The organism is Nostoc sp. (genome assembly GCF_036917975.1).
Classification (GTDB): domain Bacteria; phylum Cyanobacteriota; class Cyanobacteriia; order Cyanobacteriales; family Nostocaceae; genus Nostoc.
Genome location: NZ_JBALEJ010000017.1, coordinates 1 through 19,920 on the forward strand (window position 1 = coordinate 1; position 19,920 = coordinate 19,920).

A 19,920-nucleotide genomic window follows, 5' to 3' on the forward strand; every position below is an offset into this window, starting at 1 on the left:
TTTTATAGTTTTGACTAGCTAGTTTTGATGGTTGCATTTACATCCTATAAGCTAGCCATAGTAAAGCTTTGATAGTTTTCGGAGATGTCTAATGCCCATACTCCAAACAAATACAGCTTTATTCGCTTCTTTGACCATTTTGGCAAAGGCGTACATTGACTCGCGGGATGTCCCAGAAAGCCGTTCTAATTCTTCCCAAGATTGGCTTTCTAAAGATGTTTGGAGTTCGGCAAAGCCAACTGTGTGTAAATCTATAAATGACTGGTCTACCCAGTTGTTAGCAATAATATGTTTAATCGTACCATTCAAAAATGCTATATCCCCGCCCATGTTGATTAAGAAGAAGTCTTCGGCAAACTTTGTACCGAAAACGGCACTTTCGACAATTGAGGGAACCCAGTAGCGCTCCATTCCCGGCTCGCGGTAAGTGTTAATAACTACAATTTTAGTGCCAGCTTTCTTAGCGTAATGAAGATATTTGACGGTAACAGGCTGATTATTAGCAACATTCGAGCCAATGAAGACCAATAAATCAGTACCAATCCAGTCTTTATAAGAACAAGTTGTAGCCGCAGCACCGATAGCAGCTTTCAGTCCCGCCGTGCTGGGAGAATGGCAAATACGGGCAGCGTTATCAATATTATTGCTTCCCATTGCCCGTACAGCTTTTTGGGTGGCGTAATAAGTTTCGTTGACAGTTCCACGACTGGTAACATAGAAACTGAGACGGTCTGGTGTAGTGGAGCGGATGCGATCGCTAATTACCTCTAAAGCTTCATCCCAGCTAACACGGCGAAACCCTTTTTCTCCTCGTTGACGAATCATCGGGTAAGGAAGCCGACCCAAATCTCGTAATTGGGCACTTTTTTGCTTTTTTAACTGTGAAATATCCTCCAATAGCACAGGGTCAAAAGCTGGCATCGTATTCATCCGCAACAGCCGTAACCGGACATTGCAGAGATGGATACCATCTAAAGTCCAATCCTTCATCCCGGTTGTTCCAAGAGCGCAACCATCGCAGACACCTTTATCGAGAATATTCCAGGCGTAAGGTAGTTTGTCACGAGACAGCCAAATTGCCCGAAATACCTCCCAAAAGTTATTGGGGTACTGTTCGCCAATGCCAAAAGGCTTCCAACTTGCCCAATTTGAAGGTGTCCAGTACTTTTTAGGTTTAGGTAACATGATACAGTGTGTGAATTGCTGGGTTCTTCCAGGCTACCGTATTACGAATTACGTTAGCGTAGCATTAGCGAGTATTAGAGCGTCATTACGAATTAAAATATGCTTTTCTCCGCTATTCTTTTTGATCTTGATGGGACTTTGACAGATCCTAAGCTTGGCATCACTGGTTGCATTCAGTATGCGCTCTCTGAACTCGGTTACAAACCACCGGATGCTGATGAATTACATTGGTGTATTGGTCCACCACTGAAAGATAGTTTTTCGCAATTACTTAATACCTTGGATGGCACAGTAATTGAACAGGCGATTTTACTTTACCGTCATCGCTTTGCCACAATTGGATTATTTGAAAACTCCCTTTATCCCCAAATTCCAGAAGTTTTAAAAGCCATTCGTTTTGCTGGCTATAAAACCTTTGTAGCAACTTCTAAACCATATATTTATGCTACACAAATTATTGAATATTTTGGCTTATCGTTGCTTTTTGATGGTGTTTATGGTAGTGAACTTGATGGAACGCGAAGCATAAAAGGTGACTTAATTCACCATATTTTATTAACAGAAAAACTTTTACCATCTACTGTGGTGATGGTAGGCGATCGCTCACATGACATCATTGGAGCCAAGCGCCATCAGATCGCTTCAATAGGCGTCACCTATGGCTATGGAACTGAGGAGGAATTGAAAGCTCATGGTGCTGACTTGATTGCTCATTCTCCAAGTGATATTTCTAGATTAATAATTAGTAACTCCAAATAATGCCACCATCATTAACGTTTATCCATAGCTTGCTGTTGTTTAGTACCGCTTTTATTGCAGGTGGGTTAAACGCTGTAGCGGGTGGTGGAAGCTTTATCACATTTCCAACTCTCATCTTTACAGGTGTACCCCCGATCGCAGCTAACGCCACCAATAATACTGCAATTTGGGTGGCTTCCTTAGCCAGTGCTGGAGCATATCGTCAAGATTTAGGCATCGAGCGGCGAGATTTTTTACTTTTATGTGGTGTCAGTTTATTTGGTGGCATGATTGGCTCCATCGCCTTATTGTATACATCGCCAGATGTCTTTAAAAAGCTGATTCCCTATCTATTGCTGCTAGCAACAGTTGTATTTACCTTTGGCGAACCGTTCAAAAAGTGGTTGCAGCGTCGAAACCAGAATACATCACCGGAATCTGTACCCTTATTTAATTTGGTACTGGCTCAACTAGCGATCGCCATCTATGGCGGTTTCTTCGGCGCAGGTTTAGGGATTTTAATGCTGGCAACTTTGACATTTTTAGGTATCAAAAGTATCCACAAAATGAATGCTTTCAAGACATTTTTAGGGAGTTGTATCAATGGTATTGCGATCGTTCCATTTATTTTTGCAGGTGTAATTGCTTGGCATCAAGCTATTTTGATGGCAGTCGGTGGCTCTCTTGGTGGTTACTTAAGCGCCCATTATGCTCGTAAACTTGAACCGCACTTAATTCGGAAATTTGTGATGATTGTTGCCTTCAGCATGACTACCTACTTTTTTATTCACGGTTAAAACCATTTTATTAGTGAAGTTGTACCAAGCCCTTTTAACTTCTTTACTTTCTTTCTTTCTTTGTGTCCTTTGCGTCCTTTGCGGTTCGTTTTTTTCTTGTACTTAAGTCCTAATACTAACTACTACAAAGACTCATAACTCTTACGGGGTGATGTATGGAAGCATCAAAAAAATCACAAGTCATGCTGCGTGCTTTTAGTTCCAGAAATTTTCGCCTGTACTACACAGGTCAGGCAATTTCTCTGATTGGTACGTCAATGACTCAAGTGGCTACTAGTTGGTTAGTATATCGCCTCACCGATTCCCCTTGGTTACTAGGTTTAGTGGGTTTTGCCAGCCAAATTCCCACACTTCTCTTGATTCCTCTGGGTGGAATCATTGCCGATCGCTGGAATCGTCATCAAATTCTGCTGGTTGCCCAAATTCTAGGGATGCTTCAGTCTTTAGCTCTAACGTGGCTAGCCCTAAGCGGTACGATTAATATCCAGTACATTGCAATTCTTGGTGTATTGCAAGGGATGATCAACGCCTTCGATATTCCAACTCGTCAGGCATTTCTTCCTGAAACAGTTGGTAAGGAAAATCTTGGTAATGCCCTTGCCTTGTACTCTTCCCTGGTGAGTGTGACGAGTATGGTAGGGCCTGCGATCGCAGGTTTGCTGATTGTAGCGCTAGGATCGGGGCTATGCTTCCTAATTGATAGCATCAGTTACATCGCTGTAATTATTGCCCTCCTCGCAATACGACTGACATCCAGAAAAGCCATTATTTCCAAACGCAAACCTTTAGAAGAATTAAAAACTAGTTTTAAATATGCCTTTGGGTTTTTACCAATTCGCTCAGTCTTGATTGGTTCAGCTTTAGTCTGTTGCGTGTGGGGATTTTATTTAGCTTTGGGGCCGATTTTTGCCAAAGATGTTTTGCAGGGTGGCCCAAACACCTTCGGCTTCTTGATGACAGCTTCCAGTTTGGGAACCTTAGCAGGTGGTATCTATTTAACTAAGCACAGCAATGTATTGGAATCGGGTAAAGTTCTAGCATTGGGTATAGGTTTTATGGGAATAAGCTTGATTGTCTTTGCCCTATCTCGTGTATTCTGGCTTTCACTGCTCTCATTATTTGCAGCTGGTTTCGGCTTTATTTTGCAGATAATTGCCGGACGTACTTTGCTTCAGTTGTTGGTGACTGATGAAAATCGCGGACAAATTACCGGTCTTTACGTTATGGCATCTACAGGCGCAGTACCTATAGGTAACTTAATAGCTGGCGCACTAGCAAGTAAAATTGGTAGTAGCAATACTGTCATCCTTGGTGCAAGTATTTGTATTGCAGGCTCAATTTTCTTTATGCAGCAAATCTCCACCTTCCGCGATCTGATTCGTCTGAATCTACATACTGAAACAGCTTAAAAGAGTGCATAATCAACCATAATACCAAAATTGGTAACAATAATGACTACTATAAATGACCCTAGTGTTGTCGCTGAAGTAACTGATTTGTACCTCAAGTATGAAGAAGCCCTTTCTAATAACAATTTGGAGGTGATGGATAGTTTGTTTTGGGATGCGCCCGAAGTAGTACGGTTTGGCATCACAGAAAACCTCTATGGTGGCGATGAAGTTCGTAACTTTCGCCAGAATCGACCAAACCCAAAAATAGAACGAGAAATCTCGAATCTCAAGGTTGCAGCCTTTGGGAAAGATACAGCAACCGTGACTTTAGAATTTCGCCGGATTATCAATGGTGTAGAGCGTTTCGGGCGACAAAGCCAGACTTGGTACAGGTTTACCGAAGGATGGAAGGTGGTTTCAGCCCATGTTTCATTATTGCCAGTGTGATGGTGCATTTTGATCGAGGAGTAGACATGACCGAACAAGGCAAAAGTAAAAAGTAAAAAGGCAAAAGAAAGAATTCAGAATTTAAAATACTCTACCTATGAAGGGATAGAGTAATAACATTGTTGTTTAAAATTCAATACTAGTTTCGCGCCACTTGCAGGCTATACCATTTTTCTCAAGCTGTTCTACGTAGTGATGCCCGTGAGGTTGTTCCTTATCTTGTCTTGTGGAACGTCAAAAGCTGTTTGGACTAGTCAAAACCAGGCGTAAGCGTCACCCTTGAGATTGACACTTACACCCAACAAATATGGGCTTTAGCGAGAGTAACTAAAAAGGGTAGCTTTTGTTGAATTTTCTGTAGCGCGGCTTTGATTTCTTGAATATCTTGTGCAGAAAGAGAGCCTGTGATGTTTTGATAGGACATTTTATATTTACCTGAGTAACTCCGGTCGTGAGGTAGCAATAGTTTCCAAGTATAGAGTTCCTATTGGTAAGAGGAATTGCACATTCTTTTGTAATTTTTAGTTTAGTAATGTGTGCGATCGCAGCCTAATACACTGAGAATGCTTGGTAGCAAAAAGCAAGATATATAACAAGCTGCATATGGACGTATTTATTTTTAATTTTGAGTATAGTAGGCTGGAACATCACTAAACCTAACTTAGATTTAAATCCTCGACTTATTGAATAAGTTGAAGATATGAGTTATTGTCTGTTCGGTTACGTAACATTAGTTACAAGTAACATAAGGAGACAAATACACTTAGGGAAGTATTCTGACAAACTAATATCCTTAAGTAAGTTTTGTTTAGACTCTCGAAAAAAATCGGCAATTCGAGAGTTTTTGTGTAATTTAAATCACTTCAGGCTAGAAGGAAGTTCAAAATGGGTGTGTTTTTCCTAAATCCAACAAAGATGCTCAGACGCATATTATCTGCATCGCTAGTTAGTTTCATCCCTGCACTTACTAGTTTGATGTCCTTAGAGGTTTTGTCCACCGCGGCCTTGGGCCTACCGCCTGCTGCGTCTGTTCAAACCAAGGTGAAAGTGCCTAATACAATGAACTATTCGCCTTTCAATATTAATCGTTACTTGAAAGTGCCGCCCAACTTCTCTGCATCTGTTTATGCTCGCATTCCGAGCGCCCGCTTTATAGCAGTTGCTCCCAATGGCGATCTTTTAGTGTCACAGCCGAGTACAGGTAAGGTGTTAATTGTCCGCTCAAATGGCACGAAAGATCCGATTATCTCTAATTTCGTAACGGGTCTACGTAAACCACACGACATTGTGTTTCATAAGATTGACAACATCACATACGTTTATATCTCTGAGACTAATCAAATTAACCGCTTCACCTACAACTATGGAGACATAATCGGCAGAAATCGCCAAGTTGTCGTAACTGGCTTACCAGATAGCAGCACACCCGAACTCAAAGGTGCTTATGGTCACGAACTGAAAAATATCGCCCTTGATTCCAATCACAAACTGTACGTGTCGATCGCCTCTACATGCAATGCTTGTACGCAAGATACTGTCAGCAACCCAAAGCGTGGTGCGATTTACCAGTACAACGCAGATGGAAGCAATCGGCGGCTTTTTGCCCAAGGTTTACGTAATGCCGAAGGATTAGCATTCTTACCTAATACCAATGATCTTTGGGTAGTCGTTAATAATCGAGATAACATCGCCTATCCCTTCAACGATGGTAGTGGCAAATACGGTAGGGTTATCCCGTCATACGTTGACAACCACCCACCAGAGGAGTTTACGAAAGTCCGAGATGGCGGTAACTATGGTTGGCCATTCTGCAACCCCAATCCTGACACATCAAACGGCCTCAACAATATGCCCTTTGACCGCGATTATGAGTTCAATGCTAATGGACGTGTTAATTGCAACGCCTTGGACAGAATTAGCAAGGGTATCCAAGCCCATTCGGCTCCCTTGGGACTAACATTCTTGCAAAATACCACGTTTCCCGGCCTATACTCAAATGGGGTAGTGGCGGGGTTACATGGTTCATGGAATCGGCAGACAAAAACTGGCTACAAAATAGCTTACTTTCCTTGGAACAGTGCGACAAGAACCCCAGGGCAGGAATTAGAACTAGTAAGCGGTTGGCTAGTTCCAGGAACGCAAGAAATTTGGGGACGACCGGTAGATATAGCAGTAGATCAGCAAGGTAATTTGTTAATTTCTGATGACTACAGTGGCACGATTTACAAGCTTTCCTACAACGTTTCCAACAACGTCCCCACCACGCCGTCATCACAAAAGGTTACAGTCTACAGAGACCGTAATTTTGCTGGAGTTTCTCAGTCTTTTCCGACAACTCCAGGAGTATACAAAGCCAACCAAGGCGGCTTAAATATTGTCGGCAATGACACTATTAGCTCATTACGTGTACCAGCAGGTACAGTGGTACGTGTATGCCAAAATGAAACTGGTGGTATATGCCGTGAGTATAGCGCTGGTGATTATAACTACGTTGGGGATGACTTGGATAACATAATATCGTTTATACAGGTCAAGTAGTACCCAATTTTCTTTGCAAATTTGGGATACCCTTCTGCTCCACCTAAACTGTAGAGATGCAAAATTAGAATGGGGTTCGCCCTGCTAACGCATCTCTACCAGTAAGCTATTCACACAGAACGCCAATTTTCGATTTGCAAGTTAGGTACTCTTTGAAATTCTCGGACATTATATGTCACCACAATATGATTATTGATGACTGCGGTGGCTGCTATAAGTACATCATAAGCACCAATAGGTGAACCAGCTAATTTAAGAAAGCTTCTGATGTGGGCTGCTTGTTCTGCTTCTTTTGAATCAAAAGGTAAAATTGTAATTGAACCTAATAATATTTCAATAATTGATTGGATTTTAACAGCGCGTTGTGGATTTATAGCTAATCCATATTTCACCTCCATAACTGTTAGGGATGAAATAAAAATTCCAGTAGGAGAGATTAACTTTATTCGCTTGAGGGTGTTTTCTTCTCCTTTGACAAAATCACTAATTACGCAAGTATCCAGTAGATAACCCATACGTAATTAAAGTTCTATTTCGTTCGGTAGTATTAGTTCCTCTCGATATGATTCAAAGATAATACTTTCTTTTATACCTGAATATTGCATGATTATTTCTGGCCATTGGCTGGGTTTAGTTTCTAGGAAGGTGACAAACACTAAACTTTCAGTGATACCTTCTGGTGTTTCAGCTAATTCAATTTTGCCGTTTTTATAAATTCCTTGAATTGTTTTTAACATATAGCTTACCTCCTACATAAATTTTAATCTATAGGACTCATATTTGATTGTTACATTGTCGTATTGGGTTTGACTGCAATTGTCCAATACCGAAATGTTTCACCTCCAATGCGATCGCTATCCTCACGGTAGATTTCCCGCAAGCATTCATAAAATGCTTGGGCTTCATTCTCCAATCCAAATATTATCAAGCACTTTAATATCCGGGTGATGCGAAGATAATTGTGGTCTAATATAGAAACCCATTCGCGTTTACGATTCGGATAGTCTTCTGACTGGCTAACAACTATTTTTCTGTCATTACTCTCGTGGCGTTGAAACCCATAAAACTGAAGCATGACTGTGAAGGAACGCAGCAAATTTTGGCGTAGATGTGGGTTGATTTGAAATGCTTGAATTACTGACTCATCAACGATGGGTGCATCAGGATTGAATGCACTTTGTTCAGGTAAAGGAAACAACCACTGAATGTAATCGTGGGCACACTCTAATTCTTCAAAATTCCAAGTCCACATTTCTTGAATCGTGCGACCTTCTGAATCTTGTTGCTCCCCTAAGTAAAAAGGAACAAGCATTGCAGTTAGTTGTTTCTGATGATTCATTGGAAACTACCTATAACCTGACTTAAGGTATTGCTAGTTTAAAAATTATGCCACTATTTAAGTAAAATCCCTCTGGAAATAGGTTGTTTTTTTCGCGCCGGCTTACTTAGACGTAAGTATTTTATACTTTTGACTTAACTGTCGGCTGTGATGTTTGTAAAGTCTGAGGCAAACTCCAGTCGGGACGCAAGTTAGCGGCGTTGCGTAAATAGATATGATGAATTGAGGCGGATGCTGGTAGATAGGCGTGGATTAAGAACCGAATGCAGCGCTGTAAACTACCTTCGACGTGCATTTGCTGCACATCCAACATGGCTACATTATCCCAACCAGGACGCGCTCTAGCGATCGCCGCCGGGAAAATCGCATCCAAATCGCGTGTCACAGAGAAAGTCACACTGATCATGTCCTTCGGCTGGAATTGATTTCGGTTTTCCAGTTCATCTAGTAGTTCTGTAACTACCTCTCGGATTACCTCAACAGTATTTTCTGAAGCGGTTGTTGCTCCGCGAATAGCCCGCATTTGCCAGTCCACGCCAAAATCCTCCTTAAAACACAAAAGTGAGGAATTAGGACTTGAGAATGAGAAGTTAAGATTTTTAACTTATAACTCCTCACTCATAACTCCTAACTCATATTAGGGTCGATATAACCACAGAGGCAAACCACTAGTTGAGACTTCAAATTCGAGCCAATCAATTCCAGATCGAATTCCTGATGAAACTTGACGACTTCCTGGTAGAAGGCGACTCAATAAGGGTTTACGTTCTTCTAGGGTATAGCAGAGAGTTTTTTCTGGGTCAAGACCGACCAGTTCTGCTGTCCAGCGACGGGCATCTTCTTCAGTGCCCAAGCGATCGACAACACCCAAGGCTAGGGCTTGCTGTCCAGTAAAAATCCGACCATCGGCGAAACTTTTCACAGCTTCTATTGTTAAAGAACGTCCATCTGCTACCGTTTGGACAAACTGCTGATAACTTGTGTCAATCAATTCTTGCAGGATGATTTCTTCTGGTTGAGTAAGTTGGCGGTCAAAAGCCAAAATGTCTTTGTAAGGGCCAGACTTAATTACCTGGAAGGAAACACCGATTTTTTCTAGCAAGCGTTCTAAGTTATTTCCACGCAGAATCACACCAATACTACCCGTAATCGTACCTGGGTTGGCGACGATGTGTTCCGCTCCCATGCCGATGTAGACTCCTCCAGAAGCCGAAATATTGCCAAAGCTAGCGACGATTTTGATTTTTTCGCGCAAACGCTTCAGGGCGCTGTAGATTTCTTGGGAATCTCCGACTGTACCGCCAGGACTATCGATACGGAGCAATAATGCCGGAAATTTTTTTTCTTCTACAGTTTTCAGGGCTTCTAGGACGCGTTTGCGAGTAGCACCGGCGATCGCACCAGTAATTTCAATCCGCGCAATTTGTTTTTTAAACTTGGGCTTAAACGGCCATACCATGAGCTGTCAACATACCTCGTAATAAATTCAATAGTAAGATGCCTAACGGTCAAACGACCTGCTTTGCTCTGTTAAGAAACATGAGCAGGCATTGTGACCATCAGGATTTTAAGGAAATTTTTATATTTTTTAGTGAGTTTTATTTGTATCGGCTCAATAAATGCTAATCAAATCCTTCCAGATTGCAAGCTAATAAAAAATACCAAACTCTAGTTTAGCGTTAACTTGGTAATTTAGAAAGACTTTTTTAGCTATTTGACAAAATTAAAAATTCCTAAACCCTTAGTATTCTAAGTTTTTAAGCTGGTTGAAAATTATTTGCCTATAGTCGCGCACCTTTACTAGTTGTTAGTAATCAATAACTAATAACTAAAAAATAATGAATATTTAATCAATCACTTCTACACTCTATTTAATTAATAAAAATTTATTCCGCAGCACTAATCTCTATTGGGGTTAAGGTCGGTAGTACTTTCAATCTTGGAAATATCACTTTTTCCTGTCTTCTAAAGCCCAATAATCTCCTGACGAAGCTATTTCACTACTCAAGAATCTATTCGTAAGATTTGATACCGATAACATACAAACATATCAAACAGTCCCCCAACGAAACTACAGGTCAAGCTAATTACGAATAATCCGCGTAGGGGGGTTCCACTGCCGAAGGTGGCGAGAAAACGCATAATCTGAGTAGCAAGTGCTTCAGTTAACTCTTGTAAGCCAGGGAAGTGGCCAATGAGGGATATAAAGAGTAACCCGCCGCCAACGAAGAACATGGGAGCGACAAAACTAAAAATGATTGTAAGTACTAGGGAGCGGAGAAAGTTAGTCAAAATAGTCATTTAGGACACACTCCGTGAATAGAGATGACAAGAGCTAGATAGCGGTTTGTCATTTTCTACAATACGTGCGATCGCTCCAGAGCAGACAATCTGTCAAGAATCTTAAGTTTTCATTAAAAGAAACGGCTATCAGTTACAGCCCATGCTGGGCATATTATCAACGGCTTAAATCTACAAAACCCTTGCAAAATTAAGGTTATAGCAAAGATTACCACTTATTTATTGCTTTTCAGCACCTTTAATAACATCTCCATTTTCTGAGAGCATCTTTAATCTAAGTTAATGTTTAGCCTTTTTAGGGGAGTGGGGAGTGGGGAGTAGGGAGTAGGGGACAAGGGGGAATTATTGAACAAGTCTCTCCCTTATCTCCCCCCTCTACCTTGTCTCTTCTCAATCCCCATTTCCCAATCCCCAATCCCCATTCCCCAATCCCCATTACTTCCGCTATTCTTAAGGCAGTTACCGAGTTAGCTACAGAACATTGAACCAGACTACATCCAAATCCAGTTTAAGGGAATGGAGTCAGCGATTGCTGGCAGCGATTTTTCTGGGTGGGCAAGTACTAGTTCACCTATTGAGAGGCAAAATCCATCGGCGCAACACCTTAGAACAAATGGCAGCAGTTGGGCCAGATTCCTTATTTATTGCCCTACTGACGGCTATTTTTGTTGGTGCTGTGTTTACTATTCAAGTGGCGCGGGAATTTATCAACTTTGGCGCAGGAAACATTATCGGTGGAGTGCTTTCTGTTGCGTTGACACGAGAACTCGCTCCAGTGTTGACAGGAGTGGTTTTGGCGGGGCGAGTCGGTTCTGCTTTTGCAGCAGAAATCGGTACCATGCGAGTCTCAGAACAAATCGATGCTATGTTGATGTTAAAAACAGATCCAATCGATTACCTGGTTATTCCCCGTGTCCTTGCTTGTTGTTTAATGCTGCCAATTTTAACCCTTCTGTCTTTGGTGACAGGGATGTTTGGGGGATTAATAATTGCGACAACTATCTACAATCTATCTGATACGGTCTTTCTAGACTCAGCCCGTAACTTTCTTGGTATCTGGGATATTTTTAGCGCCATGATTAAGGCGTGTTGCTTTGGTATTTTAATCGCCATAATTGGTTGCAGTTGGGGGCTGACGACAACAGGAGGTGCTAAGGGTGTAGGACAGTCAACTACAACTGCTGTTGTGACTGCCTTACTAATTATATTTGTGAGCAACTTCTTTCTTTCTTGGTTGATGTTTCAGGGAACTGGCAGTGCATTCATCGGGCTATAAAAGTGAGGAGTTAGGAGTGAGGAGTTAGGAGTTATGAGTTAAAACTTCTCACTCCTTACTCTTAACTTCTAACTCCTGACTCCTGACTCCTAAAATAAGAGATATGCCTACTAAATAAAGCAGGATTTAAGACTTTGACTAGTTTATTTACTCCTAACTCCACATCCACTGTGGAACTCAAACCCAGTTACAATATACCTATAGTATTGGTGATTGCCGCGATTCCACTACTTTTGGTACAACCGTGGGTAGGTTCCATTTTCACACTGTTTGGTTTGTTTCTCATGTTTCAGGCGTTAACGCTGCGTTTGCAATTTACCGTCACCAACTTAGATCTTTACAGAGGCGAAAAATTGATTCGGCGCTTTCCCTACCAGGAATGGCAAAACTGGCGGATATTCTGGAATAGAGTCCCCATCCTGTTTTATTTTAAAGAAATTAAAAGCATTCACTTTTTGCCGATTTTATTTGACCCCAAGACCTTGAAAACTTGCTTAGAACAACGTTGTCCGCGTTTTTAGTGCTGAGTGCCATCTGTGCTGAGTCGTTTTGATATAAACTCGTAACTTAGCACTCATGCTCAAGATTTTTATGGCAGGTCAATTGTAATATTTCTGAAAGCTATTTATTCGCGTCATCGGAATTACACTATTGTTTATGAACCTAGAGGCATCTCAAACCCCAGAACCAAGTGATGAGCAGTTGACAGAAAAACCAGAAGAGAACAATGCAGTTGAACATCCAGTAAATTTATCTGTTGAGTCGGTGCTAGAAACAGAAGCCATTAGCTCATCAGAAGGCTACACGACTTTTGAGCCACTTATTTCTAATGCAGAAGTGGTAGATTCTACAGTAGAGCTAACAGAAAATTCAGATGGCGAGTTTGTAGCGCAGTTAGAAGCGGAAAATATCGCGCTGGGGTCTGAAATAGGATCGAGAAATAATTTATTATATGCAGAAGCAGAGCAGCGAGTGGCAGAGTTGCAAAGCGCTGAAGCATCTCTTAAGGAAGAAATAGCCAAGCTGCAAGCTTCTTATGAAAACCTGCAAGCACAGGTGAGTGAAACTCAAACCTCACTGGGACGAATTGTACAAGAGTCACTTTTGCAGTTAGAACAACGCAAGCAAACTCTGCAAATTTCTGTCGAACAACTAGAACGCCGTCAAGAACGTATCCGCAACGAGATGCGAACCACTTTTGCTGGTACATCTCAAGACTTGGCGATTCGGGTGCAGGGTTTTAAAGACTATCTCACGGGTAGTTTACAAGATTTAGCTGTTGCTGCTGAACAGTTGCAACTGACCCCAAGTGTGGTAGTAGAACGAGAAAGACCAGCTGTAAAAGAGCCTAAACCAGTTGAATCCCAGCCTGGAATACCCCAGTTTGCCCAACAGCAGTTTCAAGATACTACCAAGCAAATTCGCCGCCTAATTGATCAATACCGCAATAAACCAGATTATTATGGGCCACCGTGGCAACTACGCCGTACCTTTGAACCAATCCATGCTGAACGAATCTCTAACTGGTTTTTTACCCAAGGGGGACGGGGCGGTTTGCGGACAATGGGTAGCCGCTTGCAGAATATCCTAATTGCCTCAGCTGCAATTTCGATATTACACAAGCTGTATGGCGATCGCATTCGTACTTTAGTCTTAGCTAATACACCAGAGCGATTAGGTGAATGGCGGCGCGGCTTGCAAGACTGTCTCGGAATCGGTCGCCCAGATTTCGGCCCTGACCGGGGTGTGGTATTATTTGAGGCATCTGATGCTCTTGCTCAGAAAGCAGAGCGATTGACGAAAGCCAATCAACTGCCCTTAATTATCATTGATGATTCAGAAGAACAAATAAGTTTGTCACTGCTGCAATTTCCCCTATGGTTAGCCTTTGCTCCTGACCCCAAAACAGTGAGAAACTATGATGATGATTTTTAAATAGAGTCATTAGTCATTAGTCAAGAGTAATACCTCTTGACTTTTTTAAATTTTGAATTTTGAATTTTGAATTTTGAATTGTATTATGGCTATTTGGTTAACTCTGTGCGGGGCAATTGTAGTCATAGCTTACTTGCTGGGTTCTTTTCCCACTGGCTATATTGCTGTGAAGCAGTTAAAGGGTATTGATATTCGAGAAATTGGTTCAGGTTCTACTGGCGCAACTAATGTACTAAGAACCTTGGGGAAAGGGCCAGGAGCATTGGTTTTAGTACTTGATTCCTTAAAGGGAGTATTAGCGATCGCTCTAGCTTACTGGTTATTCAACTTTGCCTCTAATCAAAATTTTATCCCTCCAACGGTAGATGCACAACTATGGCAACCGTGGGTTGTAACTTTAACTGGGTTAGCTGCCATTCTGGGACACAGTAAATCAATTTTTTTAGGCTTTACTGGTGGTAAATCCGTTGCTATCAGCTTAGGGATTTTGTTGGCAATGAGTTGGCAGATAGGTTTAGCAACAGCGGGTGTGTTTGCCGTGGTTGTGGCAATATCGCGGATTGTCTCTTTGAGTTCAATTGTAGGTGCGATCGCAGTTTCCATTTTCATGGTACTTTTACATCAACCCTTACCCTATATTCTGTTTGGGATTGCTGGTGGATTGTATGTGATTTTGCGCCATCGCACTAATATCGAACGACTGCTAGCAGGAACAGAACCAAAAATTGGGCAAACTGTAGCGACAGAACCCGAACAAACTGCATTATAAGTCAAGCTATACCGAAGGCGTTGGCGCAGCCTAGTGTGTTGACGACCCCTTCGGGGCGGGAGTAGGGAGTAGGGAGTAGGGGAAGAAATTAGCCCTCGATTTAGGTTTAAAGCCGTACAACTCTTAGAGACGCTACCGCGTAGCAAGATCCCCGTAGGGGTACGTCCCGCTACGCGCTAAAGCCTGCAAGTGGCGCGAACGCGAACAGCGTCTCGTCAGAGAAAAAATCCTTGTATCGCATATTGGTTGAAACCCCGCTTTTCGGAAAAGCTTTCTTAGTTTCCCTACTCCCCACTCCCTACTCCCTACTCCCTTTCATTTCTTAACAAGCCCTGTACCCTTGTGGTCAGGGTCAATCCAAAATTGCAAATCTAAAATCCAAAATTGTCTCTGCTAAGGCACAATCAGCACTGGGCAAGGAGAAAGGTTAATCACACGAGTTGTAACACTATCATCCGCTCCCTCTTCAGTCAAGCCTAGCCCCCGACAGCCCATAATAATTAAATCGGCCCCAATTTCATCAGCAACATCGCAGATCGTAAAAGCTGGTTTACCTTGCCTTTCCAGAATTTCAGATTGAATTCCTTGCCCAGAAAATAAAGATTGGGCATTTTCTAGCAGTTTGGCAACTACCTCTGGTGACACCATCGGATCTGCACTAGGCGCATCTGGAGGCGGTTCTTCTACCACAGACAGCAGCACCAAGCGACTGCCGTACTTTTTGACTACGTTGGTAACTACGTCAGCAGCTTCCCGCGTTTCCCGGCTTTGATCGATAGGAAATAGTACTGTCTTAAATATATCTGTCACTTGGGTACCCCTGACTCCGGTAAAATCTTGATGGTTCTACTTTCAAAACAATAACAAAAAGGCAATCAGGAGAGTTTGGTGTGTCCAAAAAAAGTTTAGCAAGTTTATCTTCGGCTGATATCTCTGGGAAACGTGCCTTAGTGCGGGTTGATTTTAATGTGCCTGTGGACGATAAAGGCAACATTACCGACGATACTCGCATTCGCGCCGCTCTACCAACCATCCAAGATTTGACGCAGAAGGGTGCTAAGGTTATTCTCGCTAGCCATTTTGGCCGTCCCAAGGGTGTGGATGACAAATTACGCCTAACTCCCGTTGCCAAGCGTCTGTCGGAGTTACTGGGGCAAGAAGTCGTTAAAACTGATGACTCTATTGGTGATGAAGTTGCAGCTAAAGTTGGCGCCCTGCAAAATGGCCAAGTGCTGTTACTAGAAAATGTCCGTTTTTACCCAGAAGAAGAGAAAAACGATCCAGAATTTGCGAAAAAATTGGCAGCTAATGCTGATTTCTATGTAAATGATGCTTTTGGTACTGCACACCGCGCCCATGCTTCTACTGAAGGTGTAACTAAATTCCTCAGCCCTTCTGTAGCTGGATATTTGGTTGAGAAGGAATTGCAATATCTGCAAAATGCCATTGAAAATCCCCAACGTCCTTTGGCGGCAATTATTGGCGGTTCCAAGGTTTCCAGTAAAATTGGCGTGATTGAAACGTTGCTGGAGAAGTGCGACAAGCTGATCATCGGCGGTGGGATGATTTTCACCTTCTACAAAGCCCGTGGTTTGAATGTTGGTAAGTCGCTGGTGGAAGAAGACAAGCTAGAACTAGCGAAGTCTTTGGAAGCTAAGGCTAAAGAACGGGGCGTTGCTTTATTGCTGCCCACAGATGTGGTATTGGCAGATAACTTTGCCCCTGATGCCAATTCTCAAACCGTTAGCATTGAGAATATCCCCGATGGTTGGATGGGTTTGGATATTGGACCCGATTCGGTAAAATTTTTCCAAGAAGCCCTTGCAGACACCAAAACGGTAATTTGGAACGGGCCGATGGGTGTGTTTGAGTTTGATAAGTTTGCCAAAGGTACAGAAGCGATCGCTCATACCCTCGCCGAAATCGGCAAAACTGGCACAACCACCATTATCGGCGGCGGTGACTCAGTAGCGGCTGTGGAAAAGGTTGGTTTAGCTGACCAAATGAGCCACATTTCTACCGGCGGCGGCGCTAGCTTGGAGTTACTTGAAGGCAAGGTGTTGCCTGGAATTGCAGCTTTAGATGATGCGTAGGTAGGGACTAGGGGCTAGGGACTGGGGACTAGGGAATAAGATTAAAAATACTATTTTCCAATCCCCAGTACCCAATCCCCTCTATGAGAAAAATATATGCAACCTAAATGGCTGGAATGGGCGCAAAAGTTACAAGTGATCGCTCAAAATGGTTTAACTTATTCTGAAGGTGTTTACGATATTGAACGCTATAAACAATTACGAGCGATCGCTACAGAAATTATCGCGACTTACTCAAATGTAGAACACAGCTATGTCCTCGATTTGTTTAGCGGTGAAGTCGGATATGCAACTCCCAAAGTTGATGTGCGGGCAGCAATTTTTCGTGATGATACTATATTGTTAGTCAAAGAAAGAGCAGATGGCTGCTGGACTTTACCTGGTGGATGGGCTGATGTTGGTGAGTCTCCCAGTGAGGTAGTAGTCAAAGAAGTATATGAAGAATCTGGATATCAAGCACGTGCTATCAAACTACTAGCAGTCTATGACAGAGATAAACAAGGACATCCACCGTTTCCATTTTATGTCTACAAGCTGTTTTTTCACTGTGAAATTATCGGTGGTTCTCCATCATCAAGTATTGAAACTGAAAAAGTAGGTTTTTTTCCTGAAGATGCGTTACCAGACCTTTCTCTCGGACGTGTGACACCAGGGCAAATTACCCGGCTTTTTCAACATTACCGTCAACCAGATTTACCAACAGACTTTGATTAAATACCTCTGCATTATGAAAATAATCACCGAATAATTATGATCGCGGGGTTATCAAGGTCATACTTCCATCACAATTGCTCAGATATTTCTCTCTAATGAGATTGACAAACTTCTTACCCTTGTGGGATGAAACAGCCCTGCAAGGCATCAGTTTTACGCATCTTTGTTCTTGAGTGTTTTAGCTACATTGTTTTTTATTGGCATAGGTTTGCTGATAACTAAGCACCAATATTACCCTAGAGATAAGAAGTAAATACAGAAATGATACAACTCTTGTAGAGACGCGATTCATCGCGTCTTTGACTGGATAAAGACAGGATTCATCGCGTCTCTACAATTACTCACAAAAATCCTTATGGCAAACACTATTTCAATTACGGATTCCCTAGTTCCCAATCCTGTACCGCAATCAACAATCATTCGTTTAGAAAATATATATAAAATCTACGGCGGTGGTGAAACCGAAGTCAAAGCCCTCAACGATGTAAATTTGACTATCCACGAAGGCGAATATTGTTCAATTATGGGGCCTTCTGGTTCAGGTAAATCCACAGCGATGAATATTATCGGCTGTCTAGATAGACCCACCGGCGGACATTATTACTTAGATAATATCGATGTGGCGCAAATGGATGATAAATCCTTGGCACACATCCGTAATAAAAAGCTGGGGTTTGTCTTCCAACAATTCCACTTATTACCCCAACTCACAGCATTAGAAAATGTGATGCTGCCAATGGTGTATGCTAGTGTCGATCCAAAAGAAAGAAGCGATCGCGCAACAGTTGCATTGACACGAGTCGGTTTAGCAAATCGCCTCAACAACAAACCAACTCAATTATCTGGTGGACAACAACAAAGAGTAGCGATCGCCCGGGCGATCGTCAATCGTCCCGTAGTACTCCTGGCCGATGAACCAACAGGCGCACTTGATTCGCGCACAACCCAAGAAGTCTTAGATATTTTTGGCGAACTCAATGCCAGTGGAATCACCGTTGTCATGGTGACACATGAACCAGAAGTTGCCCGTCAAACCCAGCGCATCGTTTGGTTCCGTGATGGCCAAGTAATACACTCCAACCTTACCCCAGCCGACTTGAGTCAGTTAGCCGTCTCATAGGTTCTTCAAGTCCGCATAGGCGGACTTAGTTTGTGTAGCCGCACCTATGCCAAAACCGATTACAAACTTGGCGTTTTCCCCGTTTCGGCTTGCGTTGGGATCGGCTTGACATCGGTGTAACCCAACTCACCAGCTATTGTCCGAAACACTGACATTTGTTCTTCAAAATCTAGTTCTTCAATTTGGGAAACCAGATCGTTAATTGCCTTACTTGACTGGTAGCTAGCTGGTATCCCAACCACCGTATCCCCCATAGCTACCGCCCAAGCATACCAAACTAACAACTGGTTATTTTCTTTGATTGCCCCATAAGCACGAGAATATTCTGTGTCTTTGCGGTTAACAATATCCCGCATAATATCTAGTTGCTGCTCATCGGATAATTCAAAATAATCTCCTAGCAGAAGTGGTGCTAACTCTGGTTCAGCCGCAGCAGGGGCAGCTGGCGTGATCGAATCACCCATTTTTTCATAAACAAAATAGAACCAAGCTAATTTGGCATCGGTATCTAAGGCGTTAAACCCATCCACCAATTTTTGAGTTTCATTGCTCTGAGCTTGAGAAATAGTTTTATCGTAACTTGCAGTCATTATTATTTGTCTCCAACAGAATTTAATAGGCCAAACTAAGTGTTACCAGAATTCGAGAATTAGATTCTACTATCGATAGAAAGAGTTAAAATAGTGAAGATTTACAGATTTAATCTATCTTTTAATAGAGGTAAAAGTATCTCTTAAGGAAGCAATAAAGCAGCGCATTGCTTTGCTATTATCAGTCAAGTGAGCAATAAAAAATTTACCTTAAGGTTTTAATTATGCCTGATGAAGTAAAGCCCAATTTAAATGAATCTCCCACTCATGGTTCACAATTAGCTGCTGAAAGCATAGCTAGTGGTAAAGAAAAAACACCAACTGTAGATTTTGATGCTGATTATGCAGCTGCACAAAAATTTAGTGTCAGCGAAGTCGATCGCACAGGTCAAGGTGAAGCAGCAGCCGAAGCAGCCACAGCACCTAAATATAAAACCTCTAAGCCACAAGAGACAAAAACTGAAGCGCAGTCAACAGGTAATCCTGATGATTATATAGAGTTAGCAAAGGAAGTTGGTAATTCTAAGACTGAGGGTGTAACTAATGTCAGTGATGATTTAGTAAAACAAGCTTTAGAAAAGGGTGAACGGAAAAATTAGGTTTTCCTGATATCTTGCTATTTTGTTGGGTTGGGCAATGTCACAAATATTGAAATTGGGGTTTTCGGTATTAGTAGACATTGCCCAT

General features: G+C 42.2%; 22 protein-coding genes and 2 pseudogenes. 14 read left to right on the forward strand and 10 right to left on the reverse strand.

The features are described 5' to 3' along the window. Positions 1-90: 90 nt before the first annotated feature. Positions 91-1,185, reverse strand: a pseudogene (locus tag V7K76_RS06285) (molybdopterin-dependent oxidoreductase); the annotation flags it as partial. 99 nt (positions 1,186-1,284) lie between these two features. Here V7K76_RS06285 and V7K76_RS06290 point away from each other — a divergent pair. From V7K76_RS06290 to V7K76_RS06310, 5 genes and pseudogenes are all read left to right on the forward strand, one after another. Further along, complete coding sequence (locus V7K76_RS06290) at positions 1,285-1,944, forward strand: HAD family hydrolase (RefSeq protein ID WP_334780404.1); 660 nt, start codon at positions 1,285-1,287, stop codon at positions 1,942-1,944. After that, positions 1,944-2,720 (forward strand): sulfite exporter TauE/SafE family protein, encoded by a 777-nt coding sequence (locus tag V7K76_RS06295; RefSeq protein ID WP_334780403.1) that lies wholly within the window; start codon positions 1,944-1,946, stop codon positions 2,718-2,720. Before V7K76_RS06290 ends, V7K76_RS06295 begins: the two co-directional genes overlap by 1 nt. Positions 2,721-2,875: 155 nt before the next feature. Further along, on the forward strand, positions 2,876-4,129 hold the full coding sequence (locus V7K76_RS06300; protein ID WP_334780402.1) for an MFS transporter: 1,254 nt from the start codon (positions 2,876-2,878) through the stop codon (positions 4,127-4,129). 42 nt (positions 4,130-4,171) lie between these two features. Beyond that, positions 4,172-4,558 (forward strand): oxalurate catabolism protein HpxZ, encoded by a 387-nt coding sequence (hpxZ, locus tag V7K76_RS06305; RefSeq protein ID WP_334780401.1) that lies wholly within the window; start codon positions 4,172-4,174, stop codon positions 4,556-4,558. Between the two features lie 143 nt (positions 4,559-4,701). Next, a pseudogene (locus tag V7K76_RS06310) lies at positions 4,702-4,908 on the forward strand (hypothetical protein); the annotation flags it as partial. On the opposite strand, the gene V7K76_RS06315 reads toward V7K76_RS06310, so the two are convergent. Beyond that, a complete protein-coding gene (locus tag V7K76_RS06315) occupies positions 4,851-4,982 on the reverse strand; it encodes a hypothetical protein (RefSeq protein WP_334780411.1) in 132 nt (43 codons plus the stop codon). The pseudogene V7K76_RS06310 and the gene V7K76_RS06315 sit on opposite strands and share 58 nt — an antisense overlap. A 635-nt stretch (positions 4,983-5,617) precedes the next feature. Between V7K76_RS06315 and V7K76_RS06320 the strand changes: the two genes are divergently transcribed. After that, positions 5,618-7,096, forward strand: coding sequence for a PQQ-dependent sugar dehydrogenase (locus V7K76_RS06320; protein WP_334780400.1), 1,479 nt, complete (start codon positions 5,618-5,620; stop codon positions 7,094-7,096). 110 nt (positions 7,097-7,206) lie between these two features. Here the strand turns inward: V7K76_RS06320 and V7K76_RS06325 are convergent, their stop codons facing one another. From V7K76_RS06325 to V7K76_RS06350, 6 genes are all read right to left on the reverse strand, one after another. Then, positions 7,207-7,611, reverse strand: coding sequence for a type II toxin-antitoxin system VapC family toxin (locus tag V7K76_RS06325; protein WP_334780399.1), 405 nt, complete (start codon positions 7,609-7,611; stop codon positions 7,207-7,209). A 6-nt stretch (positions 7,612-7,617) separates the two neighbouring features. After that, on the reverse strand, positions 7,618-7,833 hold the full coding sequence (locus V7K76_RS06330) for a hypothetical protein (RefSeq protein ID WP_334780398.1): 216 nt from the start codon (positions 7,831-7,833) through the stop codon (positions 7,618-7,620). 50 nt (positions 7,834-7,883) lie between these two features. Beyond that, a complete protein-coding gene (locus tag V7K76_RS06335) occupies positions 7,884-8,435 on the reverse strand; it encodes an opioid growth factor receptor-related protein (RefSeq protein WP_334953158.1) in 552 nt (183 codons plus the stop codon). A gap of 121 nt (positions 8,436-8,556) precedes the next feature. Next, positions 8,557-8,970, reverse strand: a complete 414-nt coding sequence (gene aroH, locus V7K76_RS06340) for a chorismate mutase (RefSeq protein ID WP_334780396.1) — start codon at positions 8,968-8,970, stop codon at positions 8,557-8,559. A gap of 102 nt (positions 8,971-9,072) precedes the next feature. Then, entirely contained in the window at positions 9,073-9,894 is an 822-nt protein-coding gene (sppA, locus tag V7K76_RS06345; protein ID WP_334780395.1) for a signal peptide peptidase SppA, read from the reverse strand. Positions 9,895-10,439: 545 nt separating this feature from the next. After that, positions 10,440-10,736: a hypothetical protein gene (locus tag V7K76_RS06350; RefSeq protein ID WP_334953161.1), complete on the reverse strand. Its 297-nt coding sequence runs from the start codon at positions 10,734-10,736 to the stop codon at positions 10,440-10,442. A gap of 481 nt (positions 10,737-11,217) precedes the next feature. Here V7K76_RS06350 and V7K76_RS06355 point away from each other — a divergent pair, with 481 nt between their 5' ends. The 4 genes from V7K76_RS06355 to plsY all read left to right on the forward strand — a co-directional run bounded on the left by V7K76_RS06355 (position 11,218) and on the right by plsY (position 14,716). After that, positions 11,218-12,012, forward strand: a complete 795-nt coding sequence (locus V7K76_RS06355; protein WP_334780393.1) for an MlaE family lipid ABC transporter permease subunit — start codon at positions 11,218-11,220, stop codon at positions 12,010-12,012. A gap of 134 nt (positions 12,013-12,146) precedes the next feature. Next, the gene (locus tag V7K76_RS06360) at positions 12,147-12,533 is read left to right on the forward strand and encodes a DUF3119 family protein (RefSeq protein WP_334953163.1); all 387 of its coding nucleotides are present in this window, start codon (positions 12,147-12,149) and stop codon (positions 12,531-12,533) included. Positions 12,534-12,669: 136 nt separating this feature from the next. Next, positions 12,670-13,947 (forward strand): DUF3086 domain-containing protein, encoded by a 1,278-nt coding sequence (locus V7K76_RS06365; RefSeq protein ID WP_334780391.1) that lies wholly within the window; start codon positions 12,670-12,672, stop codon positions 13,945-13,947. A gap of 85 nt (positions 13,948-14,032) precedes the next feature. Continuing rightward, entirely contained in the window at positions 14,033-14,716 is a 684-nt protein-coding gene (gene plsY / locus V7K76_RS06370; RefSeq protein WP_334953166.1) for a glycerol-3-phosphate 1-O-acyltransferase PlsY, read from the forward strand. Between the two features lie 393 nt (positions 14,717-15,109). On the opposite strand, the gene V7K76_RS06375 is transcribed toward plsY, so the two are convergent. Next, positions 15,110-15,517, reverse strand: a complete 408-nt coding sequence (locus tag V7K76_RS06375; protein WP_334780410.1) for a universal stress protein — start codon at positions 15,515-15,517, stop codon at positions 15,110-15,112. 89 nt (positions 15,518-15,606) lie between these two features. Between V7K76_RS06375 and V7K76_RS06380 the strand changes: the two genes are divergently transcribed. The 3 genes from V7K76_RS06380 (at position 15,607) to V7K76_RS06390 (ending at position 18,643) form a co-directional block, all read left to right on the forward strand. Continuing rightward, a complete protein-coding gene (locus V7K76_RS06380; protein WP_334780389.1) occupies positions 15,607-16,809 on the forward strand; it encodes a phosphoglycerate kinase in 1,203 nt (400 codons plus the stop codon). A gap of 96 nt (positions 16,810-16,905) precedes the next feature. Continuing rightward, positions 16,906-17,523 carry an NUDIX hydrolase gene (locus tag V7K76_RS06385; RefSeq protein WP_334780388.1) on the forward strand — a complete coding sequence of 206 codons (618 nt, stop codon included), beginning with the start codon at positions 16,906-16,908 and terminating at the stop codon, positions 17,521-17,523. A 355-nt stretch (positions 17,524-17,878) separates the two neighbouring features. Beyond that, positions 17,879-18,643 carry an ABC transporter ATP-binding protein gene (locus V7K76_RS06390; protein ID WP_335029727.1) on the forward strand — a complete coding sequence of 255 codons (765 nt, stop codon included), beginning with the start codon at positions 17,879-17,881 and terminating at the stop codon, positions 18,641-18,643. A 59-nt stretch (positions 18,644-18,702) separates the two neighbouring features. Here V7K76_RS06390 and V7K76_RS06395 read toward each other — a convergent pair whose 3' ends face one another. Beyond that, positions 18,703-19,233 carry an orange carotenoid protein N-terminal domain-containing protein gene (locus tag V7K76_RS06395; protein WP_334780386.1) on the reverse strand — a complete coding sequence of 177 codons (531 nt, stop codon included), beginning with the start codon at positions 19,231-19,233 and terminating at the stop codon, positions 18,703-18,705. Positions 19,234-19,457: 224 nt separating this feature from the next. Between V7K76_RS06395 and V7K76_RS06400 the strand changes: the two genes are divergently transcribed. Further along, positions 19,458-19,832 (forward strand): hypothetical protein, encoded by a 375-nt coding sequence (locus V7K76_RS06400; protein WP_334780385.1) that lies wholly within the window; start codon positions 19,458-19,460, stop codon positions 19,830-19,832. Positions 19,833-19,920: the final 88 nt, after the last annotated feature.

Bases quoted from the DNA above. Each gene is read 5' to 3' on its own strand.
- plsY (WP_334953166.1), top strand. From the start codon at position 14,033: ATGGCTATTTGGTTAACTCTGTGCGGGGCAATTGTAGTCATAGCTTAC.
- sppA (WP_334780395.1), bottom strand. From the start codon at position 9,894: ATGGTATGGCCGTTTAAGCCCAAGTTTAAAAAACAAATTGCGCGGATT.
- V7K76_RS06290 (WP_334780404.1), top strand. From the start codon at position 1,285: ATGCTTTTCTCCGCTATTCTTTTTGATCTTGATGGGACTTTGACAGAT.
- V7K76_RS06330 (WP_334780398.1), bottom strand. From the start codon at position 7,833: ATGTTAAAAACAATTCAAGGAATTTATAAAAACGGCAAAATTGAATTA.
- V7K76_RS06400 (WP_334780385.1), top strand. From the start codon at position 19,458: ATGCCTGATGAAGTAAAGCCCAATTTAAATGAATCTCCCACTCATGGT.
- V7K76_RS06385 (WP_334780388.1), top strand. From the start codon at position 16,906: ATGCAACCTAAATGGCTGGAATGGGCGCAAAAGTTACAAGTGATCGCT.
- V7K76_RS06295 (WP_334780403.1), top strand. From the start codon at position 1,944: ATGCCACCATCATTAACGTTTATCCATAGCTTGCTGTTGTTTAGTACC.
- V7K76_RS06395 (WP_334780386.1), bottom strand. From the start codon at position 19,233: ATGACTGCAAGTTACGATAAAACTATTTCTCAAGCTCAGAGCAATGAA.
- V7K76_RS06350 (WP_334953161.1), bottom strand. From the start codon at position 10,736: ATGACTATTTTGACTAACTTTCTCCGCTCCCTAGTACTTACAATCATT.
- V7K76_RS06335 (WP_334953158.1), bottom strand. From the start codon at position 8,435: ATGAATCATCAGAAACAACTAACTGCAATGCTTGTTCCTTTTTACTTA.
- V7K76_RS06320 (WP_334780400.1), top strand. From the start codon at position 5,618: ATGAACTATTCGCCTTTCAATATTAATCGTTACTTGAAAGTGCCGCCC.
- V7K76_RS06300 (WP_334780402.1), top strand. From the start codon at position 2,876: ATGGAAGCATCAAAAAAATCACAAGTCATGCTGCGTGCTTTTAGTTCC.
- V7K76_RS06315 (WP_334780411.1), bottom strand. From the start codon at position 4,982: ATGTCCTATCAAAACATCACAGGCTCTCTTTCTGCACAAGATATTCAA.
- hpxZ (WP_334780401.1), top strand. From the start codon at position 4,172: ATGACTACTATAAATGACCCTAGTGTTGTCGCTGAAGTAACTGATTTG.
- V7K76_RS06390 (WP_335029727.1), top strand. From the start codon at position 17,879: ATGGCAAACACTATTTCAATTACGGATTCCCTAGTTCCCAATCCTGTA.
- V7K76_RS06365 (WP_334780391.1), top strand. From the start codon at position 12,670: ATGAACCTAGAGGCATCTCAAACCCCAGAACCAAGTGATGAGCAGTTG.
- V7K76_RS06325 (WP_334780399.1), bottom strand. From the start codon at position 7,611: ATGGGTTATCTACTGGATACTTGCGTAATTAGTGATTTTGTCAAAGGA.